Raw genomic sequence first — 23704 nt, 5'->3', positions numbered from 1 at the left:
CTTGGACGCCGAGCTCAGTCGAGACCCGGTTCACCCGACAGGACTCCCGCACGGGCCGCCGCGACGCCGAGCTGGAACCGGGTCTCGACCCCGAACCGCTCGTAGAGCCCGGTGATGTACCGGCGGAGCGTGCGGGTCGAGATGTCCAGCCTGCGCGCGATCGCCTCGTCCGACCGGCCAGTGCTCAGTTCCACGAGCACCAGTAGTTCGATCTCGCGCCAGACGTCCTCGTCGTAGTCGTACTCCGACACCGGCAGCGCCCGGTCCCACGTGTCCTCGAAGAGCTGCTCGAAGAAGCCGACGATGTTCGGTTCGCGGGCGATGACACCACCGTCGTGCCGGGAGCGCAGCAGCAGCACCGCGACCCGGTCGTCGATGAGAATGACCCGGCTGGGAACCGACACCGTCGTCCGGAACTGGCCACCGATCTCCTGGATGCGCCTGAGATAGCTCAGCCCCTCCCGCTGCCTCCGCGCCGTGTGCGGGTAGATGGAACGGATCTCGAGCCCACGGTCGTACAAGGCGCGGTCCGTCGAGAAGTCCACGCCCGCGACGCCGTCCGAAGCGACCGTGGGGTGCATGGCCCGCACGCTGTGCCGGGCGGTCGCGAGCAGCTCGGTGAGCTTGGTCTGCGTTTCCCATGCGTCGGTGAGTTTCTCGATGCCGACCGTCGACCGGTGGTCGAGTGTGTCGCTCATCATCGCGGTCTGCAACTCGTCGAGGACGCTGTTCAACGACGTGGTCTGCCTGCTCAGCTTCGCGTACTCGGCGCGCAGTTTCGACAGGAAACCGAGGAAGGCGAGGTTGGGCGCGACCGCACGCCACCGCCGGGGCTGGGTGGACAGCGGCTGCACCAGTTTGGACCCGGCCAGCTCGTCGAGGACCCGAGCCACCGTGTGCTCGTCCAGCCCCGTGGCGGTGCAGCAGTCGGACAACGACGCGGAGCCCTGAAGAAGGGACAGGTAGACCGCTATTTCCACGTCGGTGAAGCGGCACGCCACGTCGGGATCGTCGTCCGGGCCGTGCTCGTCACTCATGAAACTCCCGCGGGTCTCGCCTGAACGCTTCTCGACACCGCTTCGACGTGGCCACGGGCTGCTCGGTTCCCCTGCGTGGGGGCCGGTGTTCGACCGGCCCCCACGCCGAACAACCACACACTGATCGCCCGGACATTCCCCTGATCCTCCTATTAGGACTGACATGGGAAGCGTGGTTCGGCCCCGCGACAGCCTTCCCGAGTCCATGCCGAGCGCCCGTACGGCCGCAGGAGGTGTTCCGTTCAGCCGTCCGGCGTTACGACGTTCGTCGTAGTTTCACGCATGTGGACAGAAGAGCGGCGACGAGCCGGACAGAGGTGACCACCGGATGACTCGTGTGCGACACAACGCTCCGGATATGAGAATCGTTCATGAATTAGGCCTTTCGGAGGAGCCCGAAAGTCGGCTGTGTCCCATTCCTGACAGGCTGTGACCTTTTCCGGCCAGCACCAGCGCTGGCATGGCGATCACGCCGTGCGGTTTCCTGGTGCCGCCACCGACCGGCCCCCTCAGGACAGGGATTGCAGAGGCATGGAACTCACAGCCGTCACGCGACCCGCCCGCACGGGCCAACGGTCTGTGCTGCCGTGCCCGCTCTCCCCTCGCCACCGATGCGCCCGAAGAGGGCACGGTCCGAGCACGCCGAGGCCCGGCCGAGAAGTCTGTGTACCCGACGAGAGTTTGGAGTATGGAATGGACGAGCGACAGTTCCGCGCGTTCGTGTCGATCGCCGAGGCCGGACGAATGGACGTCGCGGCCGAGGCGCTGGGCTACTCGCAGCCTGCGATCAGCTACCAGATCAAGTGTCTGGAAACCAGTCTCCGCGCGAAGCTGTTCACTCGGGACTCCACCGGAGCAAGACTGACCACACAGGGGCAGATGTTGCTGCCCGCCGCGCGCGCGGTGGTCACGCTGTTCGACAGCATCAAGCAGACGTTCAACGCTCCCGGCCCCCCGGAGTCGGCCGCCAGGACGGTGACCACGCGCAACCGTGTTCCGGCCGCCCGGGGCACCGCACGCGCCGCGGCGGTCAGCCGCCCCCGCCGCCCCGTCGAGCAATAGACGCCGCACCCCGTCGGCGCTCCCGCACGGCGGCCGGGCAGCGGGGACACCCCGTCACCCCTACCGACTCGACCGAGCACATCGTTTCCCTACCGTTACGGTGACACTCACCCGGCCGCCGCCCAACCGCAATTCGAACACTTCAATGCCCTACTACAGGTGTCGTGGCCCCCGGTCGGGTCACCGTAGATAACGTTCCTCCTGCACCAGGAGGGTGAGCGCGTCCCCGGCCCGGTCGAGGAGCTCGTCGAAGGCATCCGTCCCACCCGCGACGCCCGCCTCGAACGCCGACAGCGTCGGCCACCACAACTGCCGCACCCCACGGAAGGGCGGCTCGTCACCGTGGACGAGCCGGGACGGCCGGTTACGTACGTGGCGCAGCGCGCCGATGCGACGGCCGAGGTCGACGTCCGGCTCCCCGGCCCAGTCGGGGCTGCCCCCGGTGCGCACGAACTGCACGAGCTTCACCGACACCGGGCGGTCGAGGTGAAGCCACAGAGCGTCGGCGTGATCGGCGCCGTCCTGCTCGCTCGCCCTCGGGACGAGCACCTCCTCCTCCGTCGCCATCCACACCAGCCGGGAGGAGTCGACGAAGACCGGCTCGTCGGGTTCCACGTGCCGCTCGTAGTAGGGCTCCTCCCCGAAGTGCATCGCGTCGTGGACGGTGTCGAACACCGCCTCGGTGATGCCGTCGAACTCCGACTGTGCCGGGCCGAGGCGGTCGGTGTGAAGGCGATGACTCAGCGCATAGTGCCGTAACGTGGGCACCCGGCTCTCCACGGTGGCGTGCGGGTGCCGCCAGTGGTCGTGGAACTCCCGTGGCGCCATGCCGCGCTTGCGGGGCACCAGAACGAAAAAGTGGATCATCGGACCACCCCACGAGGCGTGCGTGCTCTGCCTCCAGGGTAGGAGCCGGCGGCCCTGCGCACGCGCCGGTCGGGCGGCTACCGGGTGAACGGATGCTGAGCGGCGAGTTCCTCCGGCGCGGACAGCCGCCACGCCTCGTACAGCAGTTCCTCCAACTCGTCGGCGTCGATCCGGGGCAACCGCACGACCACCCAGCCGAACCCGCCCATGGTGAACTGCACCTCGAAGACCTCCGGCCGCTCGGCCACCAGCGCGGCCTGCTCCAACAGCGTCTGTTTCAGGCCGACCGTCTCGGTTCTCGGCCAGTGATAGCCGAACCGTGTTCCGTGCACGCTGAACGCCGTGTAGTCGCGCACGGAGTCCCTCCGGACGTCGACGAGTCCGTCGATGATCCGCTGCAGCGCAGTCGCTGACACACCCATGCCGGTCATCCTGCCGGATACCGCCGACATCATCGCGCCGCTCCACAGTGGCGGGTCCGTCCGGACCGCTGTCGCGGCCGGGGCCGATCCCCGCGACACGGCGCGCGAGACCGGCCCCTGTGGCTCACTCCTCGAAGTCCATTTCCTCCTCGTCGCCCTCGAAGACCTCCTCCATGACCTCGCCCAGCACCATGCCCCCGACGACACCGGCGGCCGCGCCCGCGATGACACCGCCCATTCCGGGGCCCCGGCGCTCGTGATGCTGGTGGTACTCATCGGGGTGGCCGTACTGGCCCGGGTGACCGTAAGGCCCGGGGTAGCCGCCGAACGCCGGGTTACCGGGGTGGCCGCCGAACGCCGGGTTACCGGGGTGGCCGCCGAACGCCGGATTGCCGTGGTGGCCGGAGGGGCCGCGCTCCGCTGCCTGTTCGAGCCACTGCCCGATCAGGCCGACCCAGTCCTGGTTCTCGGCATCGACGTGCGTGGTCGAGAACCGGCCGAACGTGTCGCCACCCTGCCGGAAGAGGCCGCCGCGCTTGTCCGCCTCCAGCACCACGTGGAGCTCGTGAGGCGTGGCGACGAAGGTGAGTTCCACCTGGTTCAGCCGTCCGGAGAACGCCGCGGGCGGGTAGAACTCCAGCTCCTGGAAGAACGGAAGCTGCTGCGGCACACCGTACAACCGGCCTGCCTCGACGTCGGCGCTGTGGAAGTGGAACCCCAGCCTCCCGAACGCGTCGAGCACCGCGTCCTGAGACGGCAGCGGGTGCACCTCGACGGGGTCGAGGTCGCCCTTGTCCGGAGCTCCGGCGATCACCAGTTCCGTGCGCACCCCCACGGTCATGCCGGGCAGCTGACCGCCGCCCACGGCGGTGATCGGCGCCTCCCACGGGATCATGAGCTGGAACGGCACGGTGACGAGCTGCTGTGCGGGCACACGCACGCCGTGCTGGACGACGACACGGTGGAACTCACCGGTTCCCGCGAACTCGTGGTCGCCGCTCTCCACCTCGACCCTGGTCACCAGCGACAGCGCGATCTCACCGATCTCCGCGTCGTTGCTGCCGCCCTGGATCCGCACCTGCCCGGTGACGGCCTGTCCGGGCACGGCGTGCGGGGTGTCCAGCACCGTGTCGACGGACGGGCCGCCGACGCCGAACGCGCTGAGCAACCGTTTGAACATGGACGGTGTCCTCCTTGGAGGTCGGGATACCTGCACTGTGTGACGAAAATGTGACACAGAGCATACCGACCGCGATTGGTCACCGCCCGTAATCATGACCATGGTCACGATCGCGTGCGTTATCGACGGCTTTGCCGGTTTCATACCGGATCGACCGGCACCGAGCTCTCGGGCGGCCTGCCGTGGGCGAGGCCTCGGGCCCGACGGGCCGTCGGGTCGTCAGCACACGCTGTCGGACGGCTTCGGCACACCGAGCCCGAACAGCGGGCGCAGCTTCAGGCCCACCCACGTGCCCGCGAGCGCGAACACCGCCCACAGCCACCCGTGGAGGCTTCCCGTGGAAATGCCGCCGAGGTAGGCACCGATGTTGCAGCCGCCCGCCAGCCGCGCGCCCACGCCCATGAGGATGCCGCCGAGCACGGCCGCCACCGCGGTGCGCCAGGGGATCGTGGTGTGCAGCTTCCAGGCTCCCGCCGCCGCGGCGGCGACGGCCGCGCCGAGGATGATGCCGATGTTGGTGAGGCTCGTCTTCTCGGTCAGCACCGGATTCGCCAGCAGTTCGGCGTAGCGGTCGGACTGCCAGAACTCCCACGTCTCGGGGTGCAGACCGACCAGCTGCAACAGCTTGGCTCCCCACAGGGCGAACGCCGTGGTGACACCCCAGATGCCTCCGGAGACCAGCATCACGGCGGCGGCCAGCACACCGAGCACGACGGCTCCGGCCAGCTTCGGCCACGAACCGCGCACGACGCGGGCGAGCCCCGTGGCCGACGGCACGGCACCGAGGGGCGGCGGGTTGCGCCGGGCCTGCACCAGTCGGCTCACCACCACGACGGCGACCAGCGCGGCCACCGTGGCCGCCCAGCTACCGAACCAGCCGAGGTGGTCGGACAGCAGCACCCCCGGCACCTCCGGCCAGCCGTCGAACGCGGGGAACGCCCACGTGTAGAACACCGACCCCACGACGAATCCGCCCAGTGTGAGCAGGATCGTCGACTGGCCCGACCCGACCGCGAACAGGGTTCCCGACGCGCACGCCCCTCCGAGTTGCATGCCGACGGCGAACAGCGCAGCGCCTACGAACAGGGGCAGGCCGATCGCTCCGGCCGACGGCGACGGCGTGGAGCCGAACAGCCCGGCACCGCTGGCCACCACCAGCGCGATGAGGGTGCTGGCGGTGCCCAGGAGCAGGGCATGGGCCCGCAGCCCCTCCCCGTTGCCCACGGAGATCAGCTGGCGCCAGGCCGAGGTGAACCCGAACCGCGAGTGGAACAACGCCACGCCGAGCCCGAGCCCGAGCCCGAGCAGCGCTGCGAACTTCCCGCCGTGGGCCGACCAGACGTACCAGCTCAGCCCCACGGCGAGCAGGCCCGCGACGAGGAGAGGACCACGCGTCACACGGCCGAGCCGCTCCGGCGGAGGTGCCGCGACGGAGGTCGGTGAGGAGAGCAGGGCGGTATGACGCACCCTGGTCGACGTGTGGTCAGTCGGTGTGGACACGGACACTCCCAGCGCGAAAAGCCTGCGATCGTACGTCCGCGAGGCTAGTTCGCGCTGAAACCGCGTCTCACGATATGGATTACGCCGAAGCCGGCGTGGGCGCGCCTCCGACCGCGCGATGCATCGCCTCCACCAGCGACGTGGGTTCGGTGACGACTGCGGCCGCATACGCGTCGGGCCGGACCAGCCACAGTTCCCCGTCGCGCGCGCCGAGTGTGTCGGCCACCACGCCGTCCCGGTCGAACTCGGACAGCGACAACACCCGCACCGGCCAGGGCGCCGACGACACGTCGGGCAGTTCGGCACCCCGGGCCGCGAGCACACAGAACCCGTCGCGGAGCAGCTCCCGCAGCCGCGTGGCGCCCGACGCGGACACCGGCACGTCGGGCACGAGGATGCCCGGGCCGGGCGACGGCACCCGCCCCCTCGGAGGGCGGCCCGCGAAGGGGCGGGTCACGTCCGGCGTGGTGAGCGGTGAGGCCACGTACCAGAACGGCTCGGAGAACCGGCCGGAGTCCACCCGTGCCCGCAGTGCGGGGTCGGTGGCCGCCCCCGCCAGCACCGACTCGCGCAGGGCCCGCTGCTCGTCGTCGTGAGGGACGAGGAAGTTCATCGTCGCGGTGGTGACATCGAGGTTCTCCACCGCAGCCGCGTGCCGCTCGGCGTGGTAGGTGTCGAGCAGACTCTCGTCGGCCCAGCCGCGCAGCACGTACGCGAGCTTCCAGGCGGCGTTCTCGGCGTCACCCACACCCGAGTTCAGGCCGCGCGCACCGAACGGGGACATCAGGTGCGCGCAGTCACCGGCCAGCAACACCCGGCCCACCCGCAGGCGGTCGGCCACCCGGGAGTGGAAGCGGTACACCGACTTCCACAGGATCTCGTAGTCGGCCTCGCCCACGATGGCCCGGACGCGGGCGTGGAGCGCGCCGCTGCGCTCCTCGGCGGCCAGGTCGTAGTCGCCTGGCACCTGCCAGTCGATCCGGAACGTCGAGCCGGGACAGGGATGGATGAGCACCTGGCGCCCCGGGTTCCAGGCGGGGTCGAACCAGAAGCGCCGCTCCCGCGCCCATCCGGGGAGGTCGGCGCGGATGTCGCAGATGAGGAAGCGGTCGTCGAACGAGTGTCCCCCGAACCGCACGCCCAGCGACCGCCGCAGGTCCTCGCAGTGCGCGCCCGTGCAGGCGACCGCGTAGTCGGCGACGACGTGCGAACCGGTGTCGGTGACGAGCCGGACCGTGTCGGTGTCCTGCTCGATCCGGGTGACGCGGTGCCCCCACCGCACGTCGATGAGCGGTTGCCCGGCGATTCGCTCGTCCAGGATCTCCTCGACCCGGGACTGCGAGATGTTCACGAACGGCGGGAACACCGACGTGCCCGTGTCGGCGAGGGTGAGGGAGAACAACTCGGCGTCCCTGTGGAACGTCCGCGCGGTCGACCACGTGACGCCTTCGTCGGCGATGCGGCGGCCCGCGCCCACGGACTCCCACACGTCGAGGACGTCGCGCTGCTGGCAGATCGCCTTGGAACCCACCGTGTCGCGGGCCGGGCGACCGTCCAGTAGCACCACGGGCACGCCCCAGCGCGCGAGCAGCAGCGCCGTCGTCTGCCCCACCGGCCCGTTACCGATCACCGCCACGCTGCGGTCTCGCACGGTCATCGCCTCCGTCGGCTCAGTCCTGCAACAGGTCCCAGACCTCGCGGTCGCGTTCGGCGGTCCAGATCACGGGCCGTTCGATGCCGGACAACTCGTCCCAGAGCCGTGACACGTCGAACGGCAGGCAGTGTTCGAAGATCGGCCACCGACCGTAGCGCGGGGCCAGTGCCTCACGCGTGCGCTCGAACGCCTCCTTCAGTGTCCCCCCGGCGTGGTGCACGGCGCCGACCTCACGGATCATGACTCGCAGGAAGTCGCGGGTCTGCTCGATGGCGGCGTCCACGGCGTCCCTGCCCCGGCTCACCGCGCCGCGGCCCCCCACGAGCGCGTCGGCACCGAACGCCTTCACGCGGTCCAGTGTCACCGACGCCCAGTCGTGGTGGTAGGCGTCTCCCGTGTACAGCGCGGCCTCGGCCTCCACGAGGTCGCCCGCGAACAGGACGCGATGCTCCGGCAGCCAGGCCACGATGTCGCCCTCGGTGTGCCCGCGACCGCAGTACTGCAGGACGAGATCACCGCGATCGCCACCGAGGTCGATGGTGAGCCGGTCGGAGAACGTCAGGGTCGGCCACGTCAGCCCCGGCACCGAGTCCGCGGCCTTGGCCAGCCTGGGCATCCGCGCGAACTCGCTCTCCCAGTCCTCGCGCCCGCGCTCGGCCACGAGCGCGCGGGTGTTCTCGTGTGCCACGACCACCTCGGCGTCGAACGCCGACGCGCCGAGCACGCGCACCGCGTGGTAGTGCGACAACACCAGGTAGCGCACGGGTTTGTCGGTGTGCTCCCGGAGCCGGGCGAGCCAGTCGCGCGCGGCCACCGGCGTGGCCATCGCCTCGAAGCAGACGAGGAAGTCCTCACCCTCGATCGCGCCGACGTTGGGGTCGCCCTCCGCGGTGAGCGCGTAGACGCCGTCGGCGAGCACCTCCAGCGTCTGTTCCTTGTCGTCCAGATCCGCCGACGAGGCGAACGCCTTCCGGCCCACGACGCCACCTCCGATGGTTAACGTCTTAACTATCTCCGCGCCAGAGACTAGAGCCTGACACGGCGGAGCGGAAGACGTCGCCCGAATCGAATGCCGTTCTCCCGTCCTCCGGAACACCGCTCCAGAGGACTACCCGGCCCAACACACGGCACCGCTTCACCTGTCGTGACGCCGGCCCGAACCGTGGTCTTCGGGGGCTGACGAAAGGTGAGGTGTGTGCTTAGTATCTGCGAACCCACCGCGTCCCCCCGAACAACGGAGTTCCCATGGCCGCACCGTCGTCGGCAGCCGCACGGCCGAAACTGTCGAGCGAGGAACGCAAGGTCCTGCTCAGCACCCTCGCAGGCACGTCGATCGAGTGGTACGACTTCTTCATCTACGCCCAGGCCGCGAGCCTGGTGCTCGCGCCCCTGTTCTTCGCCCCGGTCGGCGAGACGTCCCCCGGTCTCGCCACGATCATCTCGCTGGCCACCATCGGCATCAGCTTCCTGTTCCGTCCGCTCGGCGCCATCGTCGCGGGGCGCTACGGAGACAAGTTGGGCCGCAAGAAGATGCTGGTTTTCACCCTGGTGACGATGGGTGGCGCGACCGCCCTCATCGGACTGCTGCCCACGTACACCGACATCGGTCTCGCCGCGCCGATCGCACTGATGTCGCTGCGCATCGTCCAGGGGTTCTCGGCGGGTGGCGAGTGGGGCGGTGCCGCGCTGATGTCGGTGGAACACGCGCCGCTGAACCGGCGTGGACTGTTCGGCGCTTACCCGCAGATCGGTGTCCCCATCGGACTGATCCTCGCCACGGGTGTGCTGTGGTTGATGACGACCATGACCACATCCGAGCAGTTCGAGGCCTGGGGATGGCGGGTGCCTTTCCTGCTGTCCGTGCTGCTGGTGGGGCTCGGCTACGTCATCCGGCGCTCGGTGGAAGAAAGCCCCGTGTTCAAGGAGATGCTGGAGCGCAGGAAGGAGTCGTCGGCACCGCTGCGGGACCTCTTCCGCCGCAACGCCAGGGAAGTACTGCTGACCGCGCTGGTGTTCGTGGCCAACAACGCCGCGGGCTACCTCGTCATCGCGTACTTCATCTCCTACGGCACGGCCGAGCTCGGGCTGCCACGACCGTCGGTGCTGCTCGCCACCGTGTTCGCGTCGTTCGGCTGGCTGGTGTTCACCCTCTACGGCGGCGCGCTGTCCGACCGCATCGGCCGCGTGAGGACGTTCCAGGTCGGTTACGCGTTCGTTTTCGTGTGGATGGTGCCGATGTTCCTGCTCATCGACATCGGCAACATCGTGGTGTTCGCGCTCGCCATCTTCGTGTTGACGTTCGGACTCGGGTTGTCGTACGGCCCCATGTCGGCGATGTACGCGGAGCTGTTCCCGGTGTCGGTGCGGTACTCGGGCGTGTCGATCGGGTACGCCCTCGGCGCGATCCTCGGCGGTGCGTTCGCGCCGACGATCGCCGAACTGCTCATGCAGAGCACCGGGTGGTCGGGCTCGGTGGGGCTGTACATCATGGTGCTGTGCGTGGTGTCCTTCGCGGGAGTCACGGCGATCAAGGAACCGAAGGGAGCCGACCTGGGCCTCCCCCGCCGCCCCTGACAGCGTGTCCGCAGCTCCCGTACGCGTGTCCGCAGCGTGCGACGCGGACACGCTGGTTTGCGGGGGTGTCGGGGCGGGCAGTTACCCGCCATGGACACCGCGCTCATCCTCGACGTGGACGGCACACTCGTCGACACGACGTATCACCACGCCATCGCCTGGTACCGCGCGTTCGCCGAGGTGGGCGTGACGGTGCCGGTGTGGCGCATCCACCGGGCCATCGGTATGGGAGGTGACAAGCTCGTCTCAGCGGTCGCGGGCGAGGAGGTCGAGGCAGCCCACGGTGATCGGGTACGGGAACTCTGGAAGGCCGAGGCCGACCGCCTGATGCCCGAGGTCCGCACGTTCGACGGTGCGGTGGAACTGCTCGACGCCGCCGCCGAGCAGGACCTGCCGGTCGTGCTGGCCAGTTCCGGCAAGCCGGACCACGTCGACCACTATCTCGACCTGCTGGACGGCAGACGCCGTGCGGTGGCATGGACGAGTTCGGCGGACGTGTCGGAGACCAAGCCCGCACCGAACCTCCTCGACGCCGCCTGGGAGCAGGCGGGGACGGAACGCGCTCTCGCTGTCGGGGACTCCGTGTGGGACTGCGACGCGGCAGGCGGGATGGGCATACCGGCCGTCGCCGTCCGCACCGGAGGGTTCGGTGTCGAGGAACTGACCAGCCACGGGGCCCGCGCCGTGTACGACGACCTGCACCAGCTGCGCCAGGACCTCCCCCGTCTGGTGGGGCTGGCCACCGCACCGTCACCCTCCGGGCGTGACACCCGCCGGAGCGGGTGAAGAACTCGGCCCGTCGAAGGCCTGCTGTGCTCGCGCCGGTATCGGGACGCCTGCGAGGGGGCCCATCCGCCACAAGACCGGTCATCCGACAGATGTCCGACCGTATCCGCCGCTCGTAACGTCCGGAAACATGGATCTCGACCGGACGAAGAAACCCGGCCTGCCCGCCCGGCCCCACGCCGGCACCCTGCCCGTCGACGAACGGGACGACGCCGCGTTGCGCGCGCTCGTGCGGGACATCGAGACGGGGTTCAACGACAAACGGCCCGACGTCCTCGACGGCGCGTTCACCGACGACGCCGTCGTCGTGGTGCCGGACGGCACGCTCATCCGGGGTTGGGAAGCGCTGTACGCCTACCACACGCGGCGACTGTCGTCGGTGGTGCGCGACTGGCGGATGCACGTCAGCGTACTCGGCCTGGCGCGCCTCGATCAGGACACAGCAGTCGTCCACATAAGACAGGACATGAGGACGCCCGAAGGGTCGTTCGCCAACCACGGGACGCTGGTGGCCGTCCGCAGGGATAGCCGGTGGTGGATCGGCGCGTTGCACAACACCAACGTCGAGGCGTGAGAGGAGCGACCATGGTCATGGTGGTGTTCGGCGCCCGGGGCAACGTCGGCCGGTCGGTCGCCGCCGGTCTGCACGCGGCGGGGCACCGGATCCGGGCGACCACGCGCGGTCCGGGCACGGCGGGCTTCCCGCCCGGCTGGGACGTCGTGGGCGCCGACCTGAGCCGTCCCGACACGCTGGCACCGGTCCTGGCGGGTGCCGACGGCGTGTTCCTCTACGCCGTTCCGGACGGCGCGCAGGGGTTCGTCGAGGCCGCCGAGAGGGCGGGAGTACGTCGCGTGGTGTTGCTGTCGTCCGAGGCCGTCACCCACGACGGCGCCCAGGACTCCCCTGTCGCGCGACAACACCGCGTCGTCGAAGTGGCCCTGGAGAACTCCGCGCTCGACTGGACGTTTCTCCGTGCGGGCCTGTTCGCGGCCAACGCCCGGTGGTGCTGGCAGCGATCGATCCGCCGGGAGGACGCCGTGCGCCTGCCCTATCCCGACGCGCACACGGCCCCCGTCCACGAGCAGGACCTCGCCACGCTCGCGGTCGCCGCGCTGACCCGGCCGGGACACGAACGCCGCACCTACCGGGTGCACGGGCCGGAATCACTCCCACTGACCGAGCAGCTGCGCCACCTCGCTGAAGCGCGGGGACGCGCGATCACGGTCGAACGGGTGACGCCCGAGCAGGCGAGAGCGGAGCTGGCCACCACCATGCCGCCGGTGGCGGTGGAGGCCACGATGGCGCTCTGGGCCGCCCAGGACGGCGTTCCCGCCGAGGCTTCCACCATTGTCGAGGAGGTCACGGGACGGCCGGGACGGACGTTCGCCGAGTGGGCCCGCGACCACGCCGCCGACTTCCTGTGACAGCGGGCTCCGGGACCGGTGTGCCGACCCGACGAGGACCGACGGGCCGGCACACGAGGGAGTTCCGCCTCAGTCCGAGCTGGAGCCGGTGTCCCAGCCGTAGTCCGGCAGCCCGAAGAAGTCGTCACCGTCGAGTCGGTCGACCTCTCCGGAGGCCATCGCCGCGAGCAGCGACTCGACACCGGTCCGCACCGTCTGCACGAGCATGCCCTTCTGCTTCTGGCCCAGGTCGTCCTGCTGTCCACGTACCTCGAACAGCACGGTGGCCGACCCGTTCAGCGCGAAGGCCGACCGGCCCTGCCCCGCGTACTCCCGCTCCTCGGGGTGGAGGTAGCGGCCGACCGCGGCCAGTGGCGACTGCGGCCCGTACGCGTCCTGGAGGCCTCGGGCCACCGCGAGGGCGTAACGTCGGGACTTGTCCTGGTCGAGCAACGGCCACTGCTCCCGGTAGGCCGCGCCGTCCTCGACACCCAGGGGCGGGTAGTCGAGGGCGACCGAGATGAGTTTGCCGTCCTGGGGGCCACCGGTGAGGCGTCCGCACGGGCCCATGTGGTGCAGGTCCACGACGGCGTCCACCGTGCCGAACTCCTCGCGCAGGGCGACGTAGACGTCCCGGATCGCTCGGGACTCCGGAGCCAGGAAGAAACCGGCGTCCACCTGCCTGCCCGGCAGGTCCGCCGCACTCGGCCGGTAGTCGAGGTCGGGGTTGAAGTCCCGGTTGAGGTCGAAGCCGGGCAGCGCGATGCCGTCACCGGTGAGGCTGTGGTACCAGGCCCGGGGTGCGTCCGCGAGCTGCGGGTACCGCGCCACGACCTCGTCCCACGACAGGACGTTGATCCTGCGGTTGAGCTCACCGCCGTCCGGGTTGACCATGGGCAGCGCGACCAGGGTCACCTCGGAGAGCAGGCGTTCGGTCGCCGGGTCGGAACTCGTGCCGAGATCCCGCAGGATGCCGAGCAGCGCCTCGGTCCCCGTGCGTTCGTTGCCGTGGATGGCGCTCTGCACCATCAGCACCTTCTCGCCCGTGCCCACTCTCGCGGACCAGAGCTCACGGCCGAGTGTGCTCGTTCCGATCTGCTCGACCTCGACTCGTCCCGCCGACGTCTGCTCGATGGTGTGGAGTGCGCGTCCGAGCTCGGTGTGGTCGGTCCATCCGCTCCACTGTGGATCGTCATGGACCTTGCACGCACCGTTTCCGGGGCCCTCCGGTTGCGCCGCCGACGCGGATACGGCGGCGAGTCCGGTCAGCGCGATCGAGCCGGCCGCCGCGAGCGCCAGCGGTGCCCTCCAACGCGCCGGGTGACGTCTGTGTCCGCTCGGGACCGCGGGGGATTTCCGGGATCGGTGTCGCGACTGGCTCAAGCCGTCCTCCTGAATGCACGATGCTGTGGGTCGGGTTCGTCTCTGTCGAGTAGCAGCCAATAGCGGCGAGGACTCCCGCCACAAGAGCCGATCGGGCGGTGATCGTGTTGCTCCGGGTAGAAGCGACAGAGGGCGCCGCGAACCTTGTCATCCGCTACGGACCGGTCGACACGCAGCGGCCCCGCCCGCTCCACGCATCGGATGAGTCGGCTGGGATTGTCCGATAGCGGCCACACACATCCAGGTCGCACCATTGACTGTGATCCACGTCTCTCCGTAGGTTGACGTAGAGATCCGATGTATGTGCGCCACAACGCTGGTGGAGGCCGACAATGACGTCGAAAGTCACCCGGACGGTAGCCGTTCTCGGCAGCGTGGTCGCGGCATCGGCCGCCCTGACGGCCCCACCGTCATCCGCCGCGCGGGCACAGCAGCTCGAAACCTCCGGCGACTACCTCCCCACCCCGGATTCGTTGTCACGACACGAGGCGCCGGAGTGGTTCCACGATGCCAAACTGGGCTTCTTCATCCACTGGGGACCGTACTCGGTACCCGCCTACGCACCGGACGGTGGAGGCGCGCGTCAGGGCTCCGACCGGTACGCCGAGTGGTACTGGTACGAGATGAACCATCCGGGCAGCCCCACCCACGAGCGCCACGCGGAGCGCTACGGCACCGACTACCCGTACGACCGGTTCATCGAGGAGTGGAACCCACACCGCTTCGACCCCGAGGAATGGTTGGACCTCTTCGTCGCAGGCGGGGCCAAGTACTTCGTGTTCACGTCGAAACACCACGACGGTGTCGCCCTGTGGGACACCGACACCACCGACCGCGACACCGTCGCGCTGGGCCCGAACCGCGACTTCGTGTCCGAGTTGTTCACCGCCGCGGAGGACTACCCGCTCAAGAAGGGGCTCTACTACTCGCTGGCGGAGTGGTACCACCCCGCCGGAGGCTGGGTGCCGCCGCGCGGCCACAGCCTGGAGGAGGGACCCGTGAACCCGTACACGGGCGAGCCGATCCCCTACTCCGGCTACACCCCCGTCGACGACGACGTCCACGACCACCAGTACCCGCAGATGCTCGAACTGGTCGACCGGTTCGACCCCGACATCATGTGGTGCGACATCGGTGAGCACGTGCCCCACAACAGCAACGAGTTCATGGCCCACTACTTCAACCAGGCCGAGAACCGGCCGACGCCCAAGGAGGTCACGGTCAACGACCGGTGCGGCAACGGTGTCGCCGACTTCACGACACCCGAGTACCGCACCCAACGCGGCATCGTGACGGACAAGTGGGAGGCGACACGGGGCATCGGGCACTCCTTCGGATACAACGAGCGGGAGGACGTCGAGGACTACCTCACGTCCGAGGAGCTGATCCACAGTTTCGTCGACACCGTCAGCAAGAACGGCAACCTGCTGCTCAACATCGGCCCCAGGGCCGACGGTTCGATCCCCGAGGTCCAGGCCGACCGCGTCCGCGCCCTCGGCGACTGGCTCGCCGTCAACGGCGAGGCCATCTACGGCAGCACCCACTGGTCCCACTACGACGACCGGCACAGCGCCGTTCCGGTGCGCTACACCGCGCAGGACGACGCGCTCTACGCCACCGCGCTCGCCTGGCCAGGCGAGGAACTGACGCTCTCCGGTGACCTGCCGCTGGCTCCGTCCAGCCGCATCACGCTCCTCGGCTCGGACGGTGAGCCGCTGCCGTGGACGCGGAACGACGGCCGCGTCACGGTCACCATGCCGGACGAGGGAGCCGACGCCACCCGCAGCGACCACGCGTACACGTTCAAGATCGTGACGCCCGGACTGTCGCAGCCCCTGCACACGGCGATCGACGTGCCGTCGCAGCCGGAGGATGGTGAGCCCGTGCGGGCCCGGATCTCGCTGACGAACCCGGGGCCACGCACCTCGCCGTCGGCACGAGTCCGGTTGGCCGTCCCCGAGGGCTGGAACGTGGAGCCGAGGTCGCACACGGTGGCGCCGCTGCGCCCCGGACGGTCGCACGGCCTCACGTTCACCGTGACGCCACCGTCCGACGCCGTGCCCGCCGTCTACCGGCTCGTCGCCGACATCGCCGTGGGCGGGGTGCGTTACCAGCCCGCCGATTCCATCGTGCTGACCGACCTCGTGAAGGTGGTGGAGCCTGAGAAACTCTCGACGGTGGCCATCGCGGAGCCCGGTGCGCAGGCGTACGTGGATCGCGACTGGCGGATCACGGACCTGCCCGCGGAACTGTCCGGTGGCGTCCTGGTCGCGGGCGCCAACGACGACAAGCAGGTGATGCCCGGTCCCATGTCGATCGTCGACGGGCGGGCGAGGATCGTGGGCGGCGACGTCACACTGGCGCGGACGGGCCACGAGTGGACCGACTACAGCTACGAAGTCACCGTACGCCCCACCACCCGCGGCGCGGGCTGGGTGTTCCGGAGCCCGGACCGCCGCAACGGGTACATGTGGCAGCTGTACCCGGGTTCGGGGCTGACTCCGCACCTGCTGCGCGACGGGTCGTACACCAAGCTGGCCGACACGATCCCGCTCGACGTGGTCGCGGGCCGGGACTACCGCGTGCGCATGGAGTTGGAAGGCTCCACGATCCGGACGTTCGTGGACGGTGTCCTCGTCGACGAGCGGACCGACGACACGTTCCCGGCCGGGACCGTCGGTTTCCGCGAGGCAGGCAACGAGGTGGGCGAGTTCGACGACGTGTCGGTGCGGGACGCCTCCGGCACGGTCCTGCTCACCGACACGTTCGACGACGGAGTGGGTCAGTGGGCCAACGACGCCTTCGCCGACTACCTCGTGCTGGATCTCGCCCGGCCCGCGACGGTGTACGTGGCCTTCGACGAGCGGGGTGCGCCCGAGGCCGGGGCGTGGTGGCCGTCGTGGCTGCGGGACTTCACCAGAACCGATCTGGTCGTCCGCACGAACGACCCGTCGGGGACCGGGCTGGTCGTACTGGCGGCCGAGTTCCCGGCGGGACGGGTCGTGCTCGGACCCAACTCCGCGACGTCTGGGCAGTCGAGCAGCTACCTCACCGTCGTGACCGAACGCTGACGGCCTGTTGCTTTCGGGCAGCGCCTGCGTTCGACCTGGGCACGGTGCAGTCCCGGACGGCCCACGTACTCCGGACCGTCAAGGCGGTGACCCTCAACGGCCAGTCGGAGCGTCACCGTCACCTGGCCAGGAGCGACGAGCCCCACTCTGACGCGTCCACCGCTCCCGACGCGGCTGGACGGGCCCGTGCACGCAGCCACCTCCGCTGGCCGGTCGTCGGACCGTCCGCCCTCGGATCGACGATCGCCCACCCCGATCGCGCCGCTCTGAGCGTCGCCCTGCGGTGCAGGGCGTTCTGCCCTCTTCGTTCTTCCGGACCTATGCGCTGTTCCAGCCTGTCCGCACCGCGCCCCGAGCAGGTCCAGGCAATCCGAGTCGTCAGGCCGCGGGGAGCCCGATGTCGACCAGCCACTGGATTCCGAAACGGTCGATGCACATGCCGAACTCGTCGCCCCACATCTGCTTCTCGAGTGGCACGAGTACGGTCGCGCCCTCGGCGAGCTTCGCCCAGTAGCCGCGCAACGCCTCGACGTCGTCACCGCTCACGCTCACACCGATGTTGTTGCCCGGCTTGTGTTCCTGGTCGGAGGGGACGTCGGCGCCCATGAGGGTGAATCCGCTGTCGGTCTCCAGCACGCTGTGCATGATCTTGTCGGCGTCCGGGGAGTCCTCCGCCGCCCCGTACTGCCCGAAGGTGTCCAGGGTCAGGTTCCCTCCGAAGACGCTCCGGTAGAACTCCATCGCCTCCCGGGTGTTGCCGGGGAAGCTGAGGTAGGGGTTGAGCCGAGAGAACATCACGCGCTCCTTGCCGTGCGGAATGCGGTGCCTGGTTCCAGGCTAGTTCCGGGCACCGGCGACCGCAGGGATCACGCGCCCTCCGGATTCGTCCGTCGGGTGGCGGCGATGACCTTGCCGAGCATGCCGTGGAGTTCCTCGAGTTCTGAGACCTCCATGCCGAGCCGTTCGACGACCTGATAGGGGATCTTCTCCGCTTCGGCGCGTAGCGCCTTGCCTGCATCGGTGAGGTCGACGGCCAGGGAGCGCTCGTCGGTGGGATCGCGGTCGCGCGTGACGTAGCCCAGTGCCTCCAGTCGCTTGAGCAACGGCGACAGCGTCGCCGGTTCGGCACGCAGGAGCTCGCTGAGCGACTTCATGGAGCGGGGTGTGTGCTCCCACAGCGCCAGTAGCACCAGGTACTGCGGGTGGGTCAGCCCGTGCGGCTTCAGCAAGGGCCGGTACAGCCCGATGACGCTGCGGGAGGCGACGGAGAGCGCGAAGCACACCTGCCGGTCGAGCGCCAGCGGGTCCTCTCCCAGGTCGATCTGCATCACATCATCCTAACTAGTTAGTGCACTAAATGTTAGGGTGCTGACATGGCAGGCAAGGTGCTCCGCCCTGGTCCGCACCGCTGGTTGTGGTACGCACTTGGTGGACGACTCCCCGAGGCACACCGGGAATGGGTGCTGCACGACGTCACCAGCAAGACCTGGCTCTGGCGGCACGGTCTGCGGACGACGTTCCTCATCGGCCCGCTGAGCGCGGTGTGGCTGCTGCTGCCCGGCCCGCTCGGCCTGCGGCTGAGTCTCGTCCTGCTGGCCCTGCTCGTGGGCTACTTCTACTCGTTCGCCTTCGCGGAGGAGAACGCCGAGCACCGCCTGACCAAGCACGGCTACGACTACGGCACGGGCAAACGCATCCGCGCCGCCGCCAAGGCAGAGGCCGAGGCCGACGTCCGAGAGCGGTACCTCGCCCGCTACCGGCAGCCGGAGTGAGCCGACGGGCACCCATGGCGGGACGGACCCGCAGCCGACACCGCGCACGGTTCCCGATGCGCCACGACACGAACGTCTCCTCCTGAGGGACTCGCCGCCGAAGCAGCGGAATCGATAGTCCACTCAGGACCATCATGCGAGGACCGGCTCCACGAGGATCAGCACCGGCCCGATGAATACGGTGACGACGCGGAGAAGCGTTTCCGCCACGAAACGTCACATCACATTCCCGTTTACCGGAGAAAGGGAACACATCCCTTCTGTGACGACCGCCATTGCGATCACCAGCGGATTCCGCCGACGATTGCGGCGCCCGGGCCGTTCCCATGCGCTGACCTCGGAGGATTCCCGTGTCGTATCCGCGTGCCCTCTCCAGGTGATCGAATGTCGTTGAACGAGGAGGAGCTGAACACTCTCAAGCAGCTGGAACGGGAATTACGGACCGACGATCCTCGACTGGATCGTTCCCTGCGCCGCATGATGTCACCCGAGGACACCGCGTCGATGTACCTGGTGCTGGGAGTCCTCGGCGGCTTCGCGCTCGGGCTGGCCCTGCTCGTGGCGGGCTGGGTGCTGCTCGGGCTCACGGTCGCGGTCGTCGGTACCCTGTGGCCGCTCCGGTGGGCGTCCCAACGATATTTCCACCCCGTGTGCCGCCACCTCGTACCGAACACCGAGGAGCCCTGCCCTCGCTGCGGCATGAGGTGAGGTCCGGAGGGATGCCCGCTCGAACCGGCACGGCTCAGACGTACCGGGGCCGCCCGGCGACGTAACCGAAGACGAGCTGCGTGACCACCACGACGAGCAGGAACACGAACGGCACGGTCCAGCCGTCGGTGACGTCGTGCAGCAGACCGAACAGGAACGGCCCCGCGGCGGCCAGCAGGTAGCCGAAGCCCTGCGCCATTCCGGACAGGGCGGCCGTGTCGGCGCTGTCCCTGGCTCGCAGCGCGATGGTGGTGAGAGCCAGTGCGAACACGCTCATGCCGAGGCCCAGCAGCACCGACCAGAGCAGAGGTGAGGCCGACGGCGCGAGCATCAGCCCGAGAATGCCCGCGATGCCCAGCAGGCCGAGCCCCACGCTCCACCCGCTCAGGCTCCCCCAGCGACCGGCGATGGCCGGGACGACCAGACTCACGGGCAGCCCCAGCAACGACACGAGGCCGAGCAGCAGGCCCGCGTCGCCCCGGCTGACACCCGCGTCCATGAGGACCTGGGGCAACCAGCCCATGACGATGTAGGCCAGGCACGCTTGCCCGCCGAAGAACGCGGTGACGACCCAGGCCAGTGGCACCCGCAGCAATGACCTCCGGTCGGCCCCGGAACCCTCCGGGGTGTCCTGCCTGTCCCGCAGTACCGAGGACCCCGTTGTCGCGACCAGCCACGCCACCAGACCCGCCGCTGCCAACACCGCCCAGCTCGCCAGCGCGCCCCGCCACCCGCCGAAGACCGGCTCCAGCGGGGGCGTCACCGAAGAACCCAGCGCAGCACCCCCCTGTAGCGCGGCGGTGTAGACGCCGGTCATCAGTCCGATCCTCACGGCGAACGACGCCTTGATCACCACGGGGATCAGGACGTTGGCCAGTGCGATGCCGGTGCAGGCCACCAGCGTTCCACCGAGCACCACGAACGGACCGCCGAGTACCCGCAGTACGAGCCCCGCGGTCAACGCCAGCATCGCCGCCGTGACGGCGGCCCGCAGGCCGATCCGCCGGGCCAGGAGCGGTGCGGCGAGGCCGCCCACGGCGAAACACAGCCCGGGCAGCGTGGTCAGGATTCCGGCCCAGGTCTCGGAGGAACCGAGGCCGTCACGCATCCTGTCGAGCACCGAACCCACCGAGGTGACGGCGGGTCGCCGGTTGAGCGCCGCCAGCACCACGGCGACGGCCAGCAGACCACCGGCGAGCGTGAAACCCGTCCGGCCGCCCGACGAGTCCGCCGCGACTGTGGACCCGACCGGTTCGATCACATCCACCCGCGCGGACGCCTCAGGCTTGATCGACATGTCCAGAACCGTAGCCAAGTCCGGAAGACAAATGAAGAAGAATTTCACCGTTTCACTGTCCACATGACACACTGCGGCAGGTGAAACGGGACCGGCGGAAACGGATACGAAAATCTGACTTTCTGGCCCCCGGGCAACGGTTCGGCGGCGATCCGAGAATCCACGCCGAACGCTGCGCGGCGTGGACTGCGACGTGGACCGTCACACGAAGGCTTCCGGGTGGCGCTCACGGAACTCGTGGTCAGCGCACGTCTGGAGCATGTCCTCCTCTCCGCTTCCGGGAAGGCCGGCGCTGTGAAAGCGATACCGGAAACCGTTGAACCCCGGATTCTGACGCCGATCGCGTTCGCTCGGCCATGAAGGTGACGCATCTTGGGAACGCGAGCGGAAGTATGACTCTCCCGCTCGCCCAACACCGCTCTCGGCGCCATTCCGTCGCGCGAAAGGGGCGGCGGCATTACCTCACCGCCGCCCCGGAAACGAATTCGACCTCAGACCTGGTTTCCCGCTTCGGCGACCAGTATTTCCACAGCCTCGTCGTTACGCTGTGTCTCCGGTTCGATCCGCTCGTCGGGCGGGTAGAATCCGTCGAGCCCTCCCCCGCCCGCCGGGTACATCTCGAACGTCAGGCTCAGGATGTCGTGCTCGGCCCACATCCAGTCATTGATCGACCCGTCCGTGATGTACAGGTCGCTGGACTGCTGCGGGGTGTAGCCGTTGCTCGCGGCGAGCCGCTCACCGACCTCCTGGAAACGGCGGGCCTCCTCGGGCGTCATGGTGTCGTTCGCGTCGTCGTAGGTGTAGCCGTACGGCCACAGGACCAACTCGGAATAGCTGTGGAAGTCCAGGTGGGCCTTGATCTGCTGTGTCCCACCGACCACACGGGACTCGACGAACGACGCGACGGCCCGTGTCTCCGGCGCGGAGAAGGCCGAAGGACCGCGGTAGGTCTCGCTGTACGGCGACCCACTCGAACCGCCGCAGCAACCCCACTGGTAGCCCCAGTTTCGGTTCAGGTCGGTCCCGTTGCCCTGCCGGTTCTTCCGCCAGCCCTTGTAGCGTCCGTTCTCGATGTCGTACTCCGCGCCGTCCGGATTGACCGTCGGGATCACGTAGATCTCGCGCGTGTCCACCAGCTCCGTGACCGTGGGATCGCTGCCGTACTCGTCGGTGAAGCGTTCGACGATGCGCAGGCACATCTCGGTGGTCAGGTGTTCCCTGGCGTGCTGGTTGCAGGTGAAGAGGACCTCGGGCTCGTCCTCGTCCTGGCCCGCGTTGTCGCTGATCTTCACGAGGTGCAGCGAACGCCCCTCGTACGAGGAGCCCACGTCCGACAGCGACACGATCTCGCCGTGTTCGTCCGCCGTGTTCCGGAGGACCTCGGTGAGTTCACCGTAGGTATGGTATCCCTCGTCCCCTGCGGGGAACTCGTCGGCCGACGCGACCACGTCCGGGCTGCGCTCGGCGAGTAGTTCCTCGACGTCAGCGATTTGTTCGAGAGCGATCCCCCGCTCTCGCAACGCCTGTGCCTGTGCGGGGTTCGCGGCGAACGTCATCACCCCGTCGTGCGTGCCCCAGACGTCGACGCCCGAGCGCGCGATCTCCGTCCGTTGCGCGCTGTCCGTACCCCGCACCTCGTACAGACCGCGATCGCTGTCGTCCTGCGCTGCGCCCGCCGGCGCAACCGATACGGCCAACAAGAACAGTCCCGCTGCTGCGGCCAATCCCCGACTCAGTGTTCCCATGTTGTGAGGCTGTCCGAGCCTGAGGACGGCGACAACCCGCCGAAAGTCGGAACCGACGACGGCGGGTTTCGCCCTGTGAGGCGCCGGTTCGAGAACGCCGGATGAGTCCTTTCAGGACTTCTTCGGGTGTCACCCCACCAGCGCACGCCAGGTGACGGCACCGGCGAGGCCGTCCACGACCAGCCGGTTGACGCTCTGGAAGTTGCGCACGGCGGTGTTGGTGACGGAACCGAAGTCGCCGTCGACGACCAGGCCGGCACTCCGCTTGTTCAGCGCGGTCTGCAGAGCTCGCACGTGGTTGCCGTTCGCGCCCTGCCGGAGGGAGTAGATGATCTTCGGCCAGGTCTTCGGCCCGACCTGCCCGTCGGCGACGAGCCCGTTCCCGCTCTGGAAGTTCTTCACCGCGCCGGTACTGGTCGGTCCGAGCCAGCCGTCGATCTGGAGACCGTATCCCCGCTGGTTGAGCAGGTACTGGATCGCCCTGACGCGCTGTCCCCGGGCGTCCGGGTCGATACTCGACCACCCGCCCCCGAGGTCCACGCCCCGCGCGGCCATGAAGGAGACCGGGTTGACCACCGCGCCCAGACCGCCGCTGTGGGTCTCGAAGTGCAGGTGTGGACCGGTGACGTTGCCGGTGGCCCCCATGTCACCGATGCGCTGCCCGGCCGAGACCCGCTGGTTGAGCGAAACCCGGTACGCGTTGAGGTGACCGTAGTAGGTGTACTGCCCGTTGCCGTGGGAGATGACGATGGCGTTGCCCGTACGGGCGGGCAGTCCCCCACCCCAACCGCGCCGGATCACCGTGCCACCCGCCGCGGCGTACACCGCCGTCCCGGTGGAGTTGGTGATGTCCTGCCCCGCGTGCGATCCACCGCCTCGCGGCGCCCCGAAGTGGCCGCCGTTCGGGAAGTAACCGAGCGCCGGATTGCACCACGCCCCGTTCCTGAGCGTGGCCGCCTGGGCCGCGGGCAGCCCGAGCCCCAGCAGGCCGAGCCCCAACCCCAGCCCGGTTCCGGCGAGCAGCGTCCGCCGGGACACTCCCCGACCGCGCGGGTCTGAGTCGTTCACGCCGGCGCTGCCGCCGCAGGATTCACACATGTCGGTCCCTCCCCGATTCGTGTGTCAGACCGCCTTCGACGGAGTCCGAAGTGTACGAAGCGGATCGGAACGGAGGCGAAGGATGACAGAAGTTTTGCCGATACCCTTGACCGTGCGCCGGTTTCACGAACAATGTGCACAAAC

At 69.1% G+C, this 23704-nt stretch carries 21 protein-coding genes; 8 read left to right on the top strand and 13 right to left on the bottom strand.

The window, feature by feature from the left end:
• Positions 1-14: 14 nt before the first annotated feature.
• Positions 15-1037, bottom strand: coding sequence for a helix-turn-helix transcriptional regulator (locus tag SACCYDRAFT_RS11400; protein WP_005456309.1), 1023 nt, complete (start codon positions 1035-1037; stop codon positions 15-17).
• A 693-nt stretch (positions 1038-1730) separates the two neighbouring features.
• Here SACCYDRAFT_RS11400 and SACCYDRAFT_RS11395 point away from each other — a divergent pair.
• Positions 1731-2099 (top strand): LysR family transcriptional regulator, encoded by a 369-nt coding sequence (locus tag SACCYDRAFT_RS11395; RefSeq protein WP_005456307.1) that lies wholly within the window; start codon positions 1731-1733, stop codon positions 2097-2099.
• A gap of 180 nt (positions 2100-2279) precedes the next feature.
• On the opposite strand, the gene SACCYDRAFT_RS11390 is transcribed toward SACCYDRAFT_RS11395, so the two are convergent.
• The 6 genes from SACCYDRAFT_RS11390 to SACCYDRAFT_RS11365 form a co-directional block, all read right to left on the bottom strand.
• Positions 2280-2966, bottom strand: a complete 687-nt coding sequence (locus tag SACCYDRAFT_RS11390) for an EthD domain-containing protein (RefSeq protein ID WP_005456305.1) — start codon at positions 2964-2966, stop codon at positions 2280-2282.
• A gap of 77 nt (positions 2967-3043) precedes the next feature.
• Entirely contained in the window at positions 3044-3388 is a 345-nt protein-coding gene (locus tag SACCYDRAFT_RS11385) for an MmcQ/YjbR family DNA-binding protein (RefSeq protein WP_043537224.1), read from the bottom strand.
• 124 nt (positions 3389-3512) lie between these two features.
• Positions 3513-4568, bottom strand: a complete 1056-nt coding sequence (locus tag SACCYDRAFT_RS11380; protein ID WP_005456300.1) for a sporulation protein — start codon at positions 4566-4568, stop codon at positions 3513-3515.
• A 219-nt stretch (positions 4569-4787) separates the two neighbouring features.
• On the bottom strand, positions 4788-6068 hold the full coding sequence (locus SACCYDRAFT_RS11375) for a YeeE/YedE family protein (RefSeq protein WP_005456299.1): 1281 nt from the start codon (positions 6066-6068) through the stop codon (positions 4788-4790).
• A gap of 79 nt (positions 6069-6147) precedes the next feature.
• On the bottom strand, positions 6148-7725 hold the full coding sequence (locus tag SACCYDRAFT_RS11370) for an FAD-dependent monooxygenase (protein WP_043536397.1): 1578 nt from the start codon (positions 7723-7725) through the stop codon (positions 6148-6150).
• A 13-nt stretch (positions 7726-7738) separates the two neighbouring features.
• A complete protein-coding gene (locus tag SACCYDRAFT_RS11365) occupies positions 7739-8701 on the bottom strand; it encodes an MBL fold metallo-hydrolase (RefSeq protein ID WP_005456296.1) in 963 nt (320 codons plus the stop codon).
• Positions 8702-8967: 266 nt separating this feature from the next.
• Between SACCYDRAFT_RS11365 and SACCYDRAFT_RS11360 the strand changes: the two genes are divergently transcribed.
• The 4 genes from SACCYDRAFT_RS11360 (at position 8968) to SACCYDRAFT_RS11345 (ending at position 12507) form a co-directional block, all read left to right on the top strand.
• Positions 8968-10296: an MFS transporter gene (locus tag SACCYDRAFT_RS11360; protein ID WP_005456294.1), complete on the top strand. Its 1329-nt coding sequence runs from the start codon at positions 8968-8970 to the stop codon at positions 10294-10296.
• Between the two features lie 90 nt (positions 10297-10386).
• On the top strand, positions 10387-11082 hold the full coding sequence (locus SACCYDRAFT_RS11355; RefSeq protein ID WP_005456293.1) for an HAD family hydrolase: 696 nt from the start codon (positions 10387-10389) through the stop codon (positions 11080-11082).
• Positions 11083-11212: 130 nt separating this feature from the next.
• The gene (locus tag SACCYDRAFT_RS11350; RefSeq protein ID WP_005456292.1) at positions 11213-11656 is read left to right on the top strand and encodes an SgcJ/EcaC family oxidoreductase; all 444 of its coding nucleotides are present in this window, start codon (positions 11213-11215) and stop codon (positions 11654-11656) included.
• Positions 11653-12507 (top strand): NAD(P)H-binding protein, encoded by an 855-nt coding sequence (locus tag SACCYDRAFT_RS11345; protein ID WP_232283817.1) that lies wholly within the window; start codon positions 11653-11655, stop codon positions 12505-12507. Before SACCYDRAFT_RS11350 ends, SACCYDRAFT_RS11345 begins: the two co-directional genes overlap by 4 nt.
• Positions 12508-12576: 69 nt before the next feature.
• Here SACCYDRAFT_RS11345 and SACCYDRAFT_RS11340 read toward each other — a convergent pair whose 3' ends face one another.
• Positions 12577-13869 carry a M14 family zinc carboxypeptidase gene (locus tag SACCYDRAFT_RS11340; RefSeq protein ID WP_005456289.1) on the bottom strand — a complete coding sequence of 431 codons (1293 nt, stop codon included), beginning with the start codon at positions 13867-13869 and terminating at the stop codon, positions 12577-12579.
• A 332-nt stretch (positions 13870-14201) separates the two neighbouring features.
• On the opposite strand from SACCYDRAFT_RS11340, the gene SACCYDRAFT_RS25425 reads away from it, so the two are divergent.
• The gene (locus SACCYDRAFT_RS25425) at positions 14202-16940 is read left to right on the top strand and encodes an alpha-L-fucosidase (RefSeq protein ID WP_005456288.1); all 2739 of its coding nucleotides are present in this window, start codon (positions 14202-14204) and stop codon (positions 16938-16940) included.
• A gap of 378 nt (positions 16941-17318) precedes the next feature.
• On the opposite strand, the gene SACCYDRAFT_RS11330 is transcribed toward SACCYDRAFT_RS25425, so the two are convergent.
• A complete protein-coding gene (locus tag SACCYDRAFT_RS11330) occupies positions 17319-17735 on the bottom strand; it encodes a VOC family protein (RefSeq protein ID WP_005456287.1) in 417 nt (138 codons plus the stop codon).
• 71 nt (positions 17736-17806) lie between these two features.
• On the bottom strand, positions 17807-18268 hold the full coding sequence (locus SACCYDRAFT_RS11325) for a MarR family winged helix-turn-helix transcriptional regulator (protein WP_005456286.1): 462 nt from the start codon (positions 18266-18268) through the stop codon (positions 17807-17809).
• A 45-nt stretch (positions 18269-18313) separates the two neighbouring features.
• Between SACCYDRAFT_RS11325 and SACCYDRAFT_RS11320 the strand changes: the two genes are divergently transcribed.
• Positions 18314-18712, top strand: a complete 399-nt coding sequence (locus tag SACCYDRAFT_RS11320) for a DUF5313 family protein (protein ID WP_005456285.1) — start codon at positions 18314-18316, stop codon at positions 18710-18712.
• Positions 18713-19096: 384 nt separating this feature from the next.
• Positions 19097-19420 carry a DUF3040 domain-containing protein gene (locus SACCYDRAFT_RS11315; protein ID WP_005456284.1) on the top strand — a complete coding sequence of 108 codons (324 nt, stop codon included), beginning with the start codon at positions 19097-19099 and terminating at the stop codon, positions 19418-19420.
• A 34-nt stretch (positions 19421-19454) separates the two neighbouring features.
• On the opposite strand, the gene SACCYDRAFT_RS11310 is transcribed toward SACCYDRAFT_RS11315, so the two are convergent.
• From SACCYDRAFT_RS11310 to SACCYDRAFT_RS11300, 3 genes are all read right to left on the bottom strand, one after another.
• Complete coding sequence (locus SACCYDRAFT_RS11310; protein ID WP_043536395.1) at positions 19455-20717, bottom strand: CynX/NimT family MFS transporter; 1263 nt, start codon at positions 20715-20717, stop codon at positions 19455-19457.
• A gap of 491 nt (positions 20718-21208) precedes the next feature.
• A complete protein-coding gene (locus tag SACCYDRAFT_RS11305) occupies positions 21209-22462 on the bottom strand; it encodes a M14 family metallopeptidase (RefSeq protein ID WP_043536393.1) in 1254 nt (417 codons plus the stop codon).
• Positions 22463-22591: 129 nt separating this feature from the next.
• The gene (locus SACCYDRAFT_RS11300) at positions 22592-23560 is read right to left on the bottom strand and encodes a peptidoglycan DD-metalloendopeptidase family protein (protein WP_005456281.1); all 969 of its coding nucleotides are present in this window, start codon (positions 23558-23560) and stop codon (positions 22592-22594) included.
• Between the last annotated feature and the right edge of the window lie 144 nt (positions 23561-23704).

Origin of the sequence: Saccharomonospora cyanea NA-134, assembly GCF_000244975.1 — a bacterium.
In the GTDB taxonomy this organism is placed as follows: Bacteria; Actinomycetota; Actinomycetes; order Mycobacteriales; family Pseudonocardiaceae; genus Saccharomonospora; species Saccharomonospora cyanea.
Note: the sequence above shows the minus strand (reverse complement) of the source record. Positions and strands in the feature narration are given on the sequence as shown.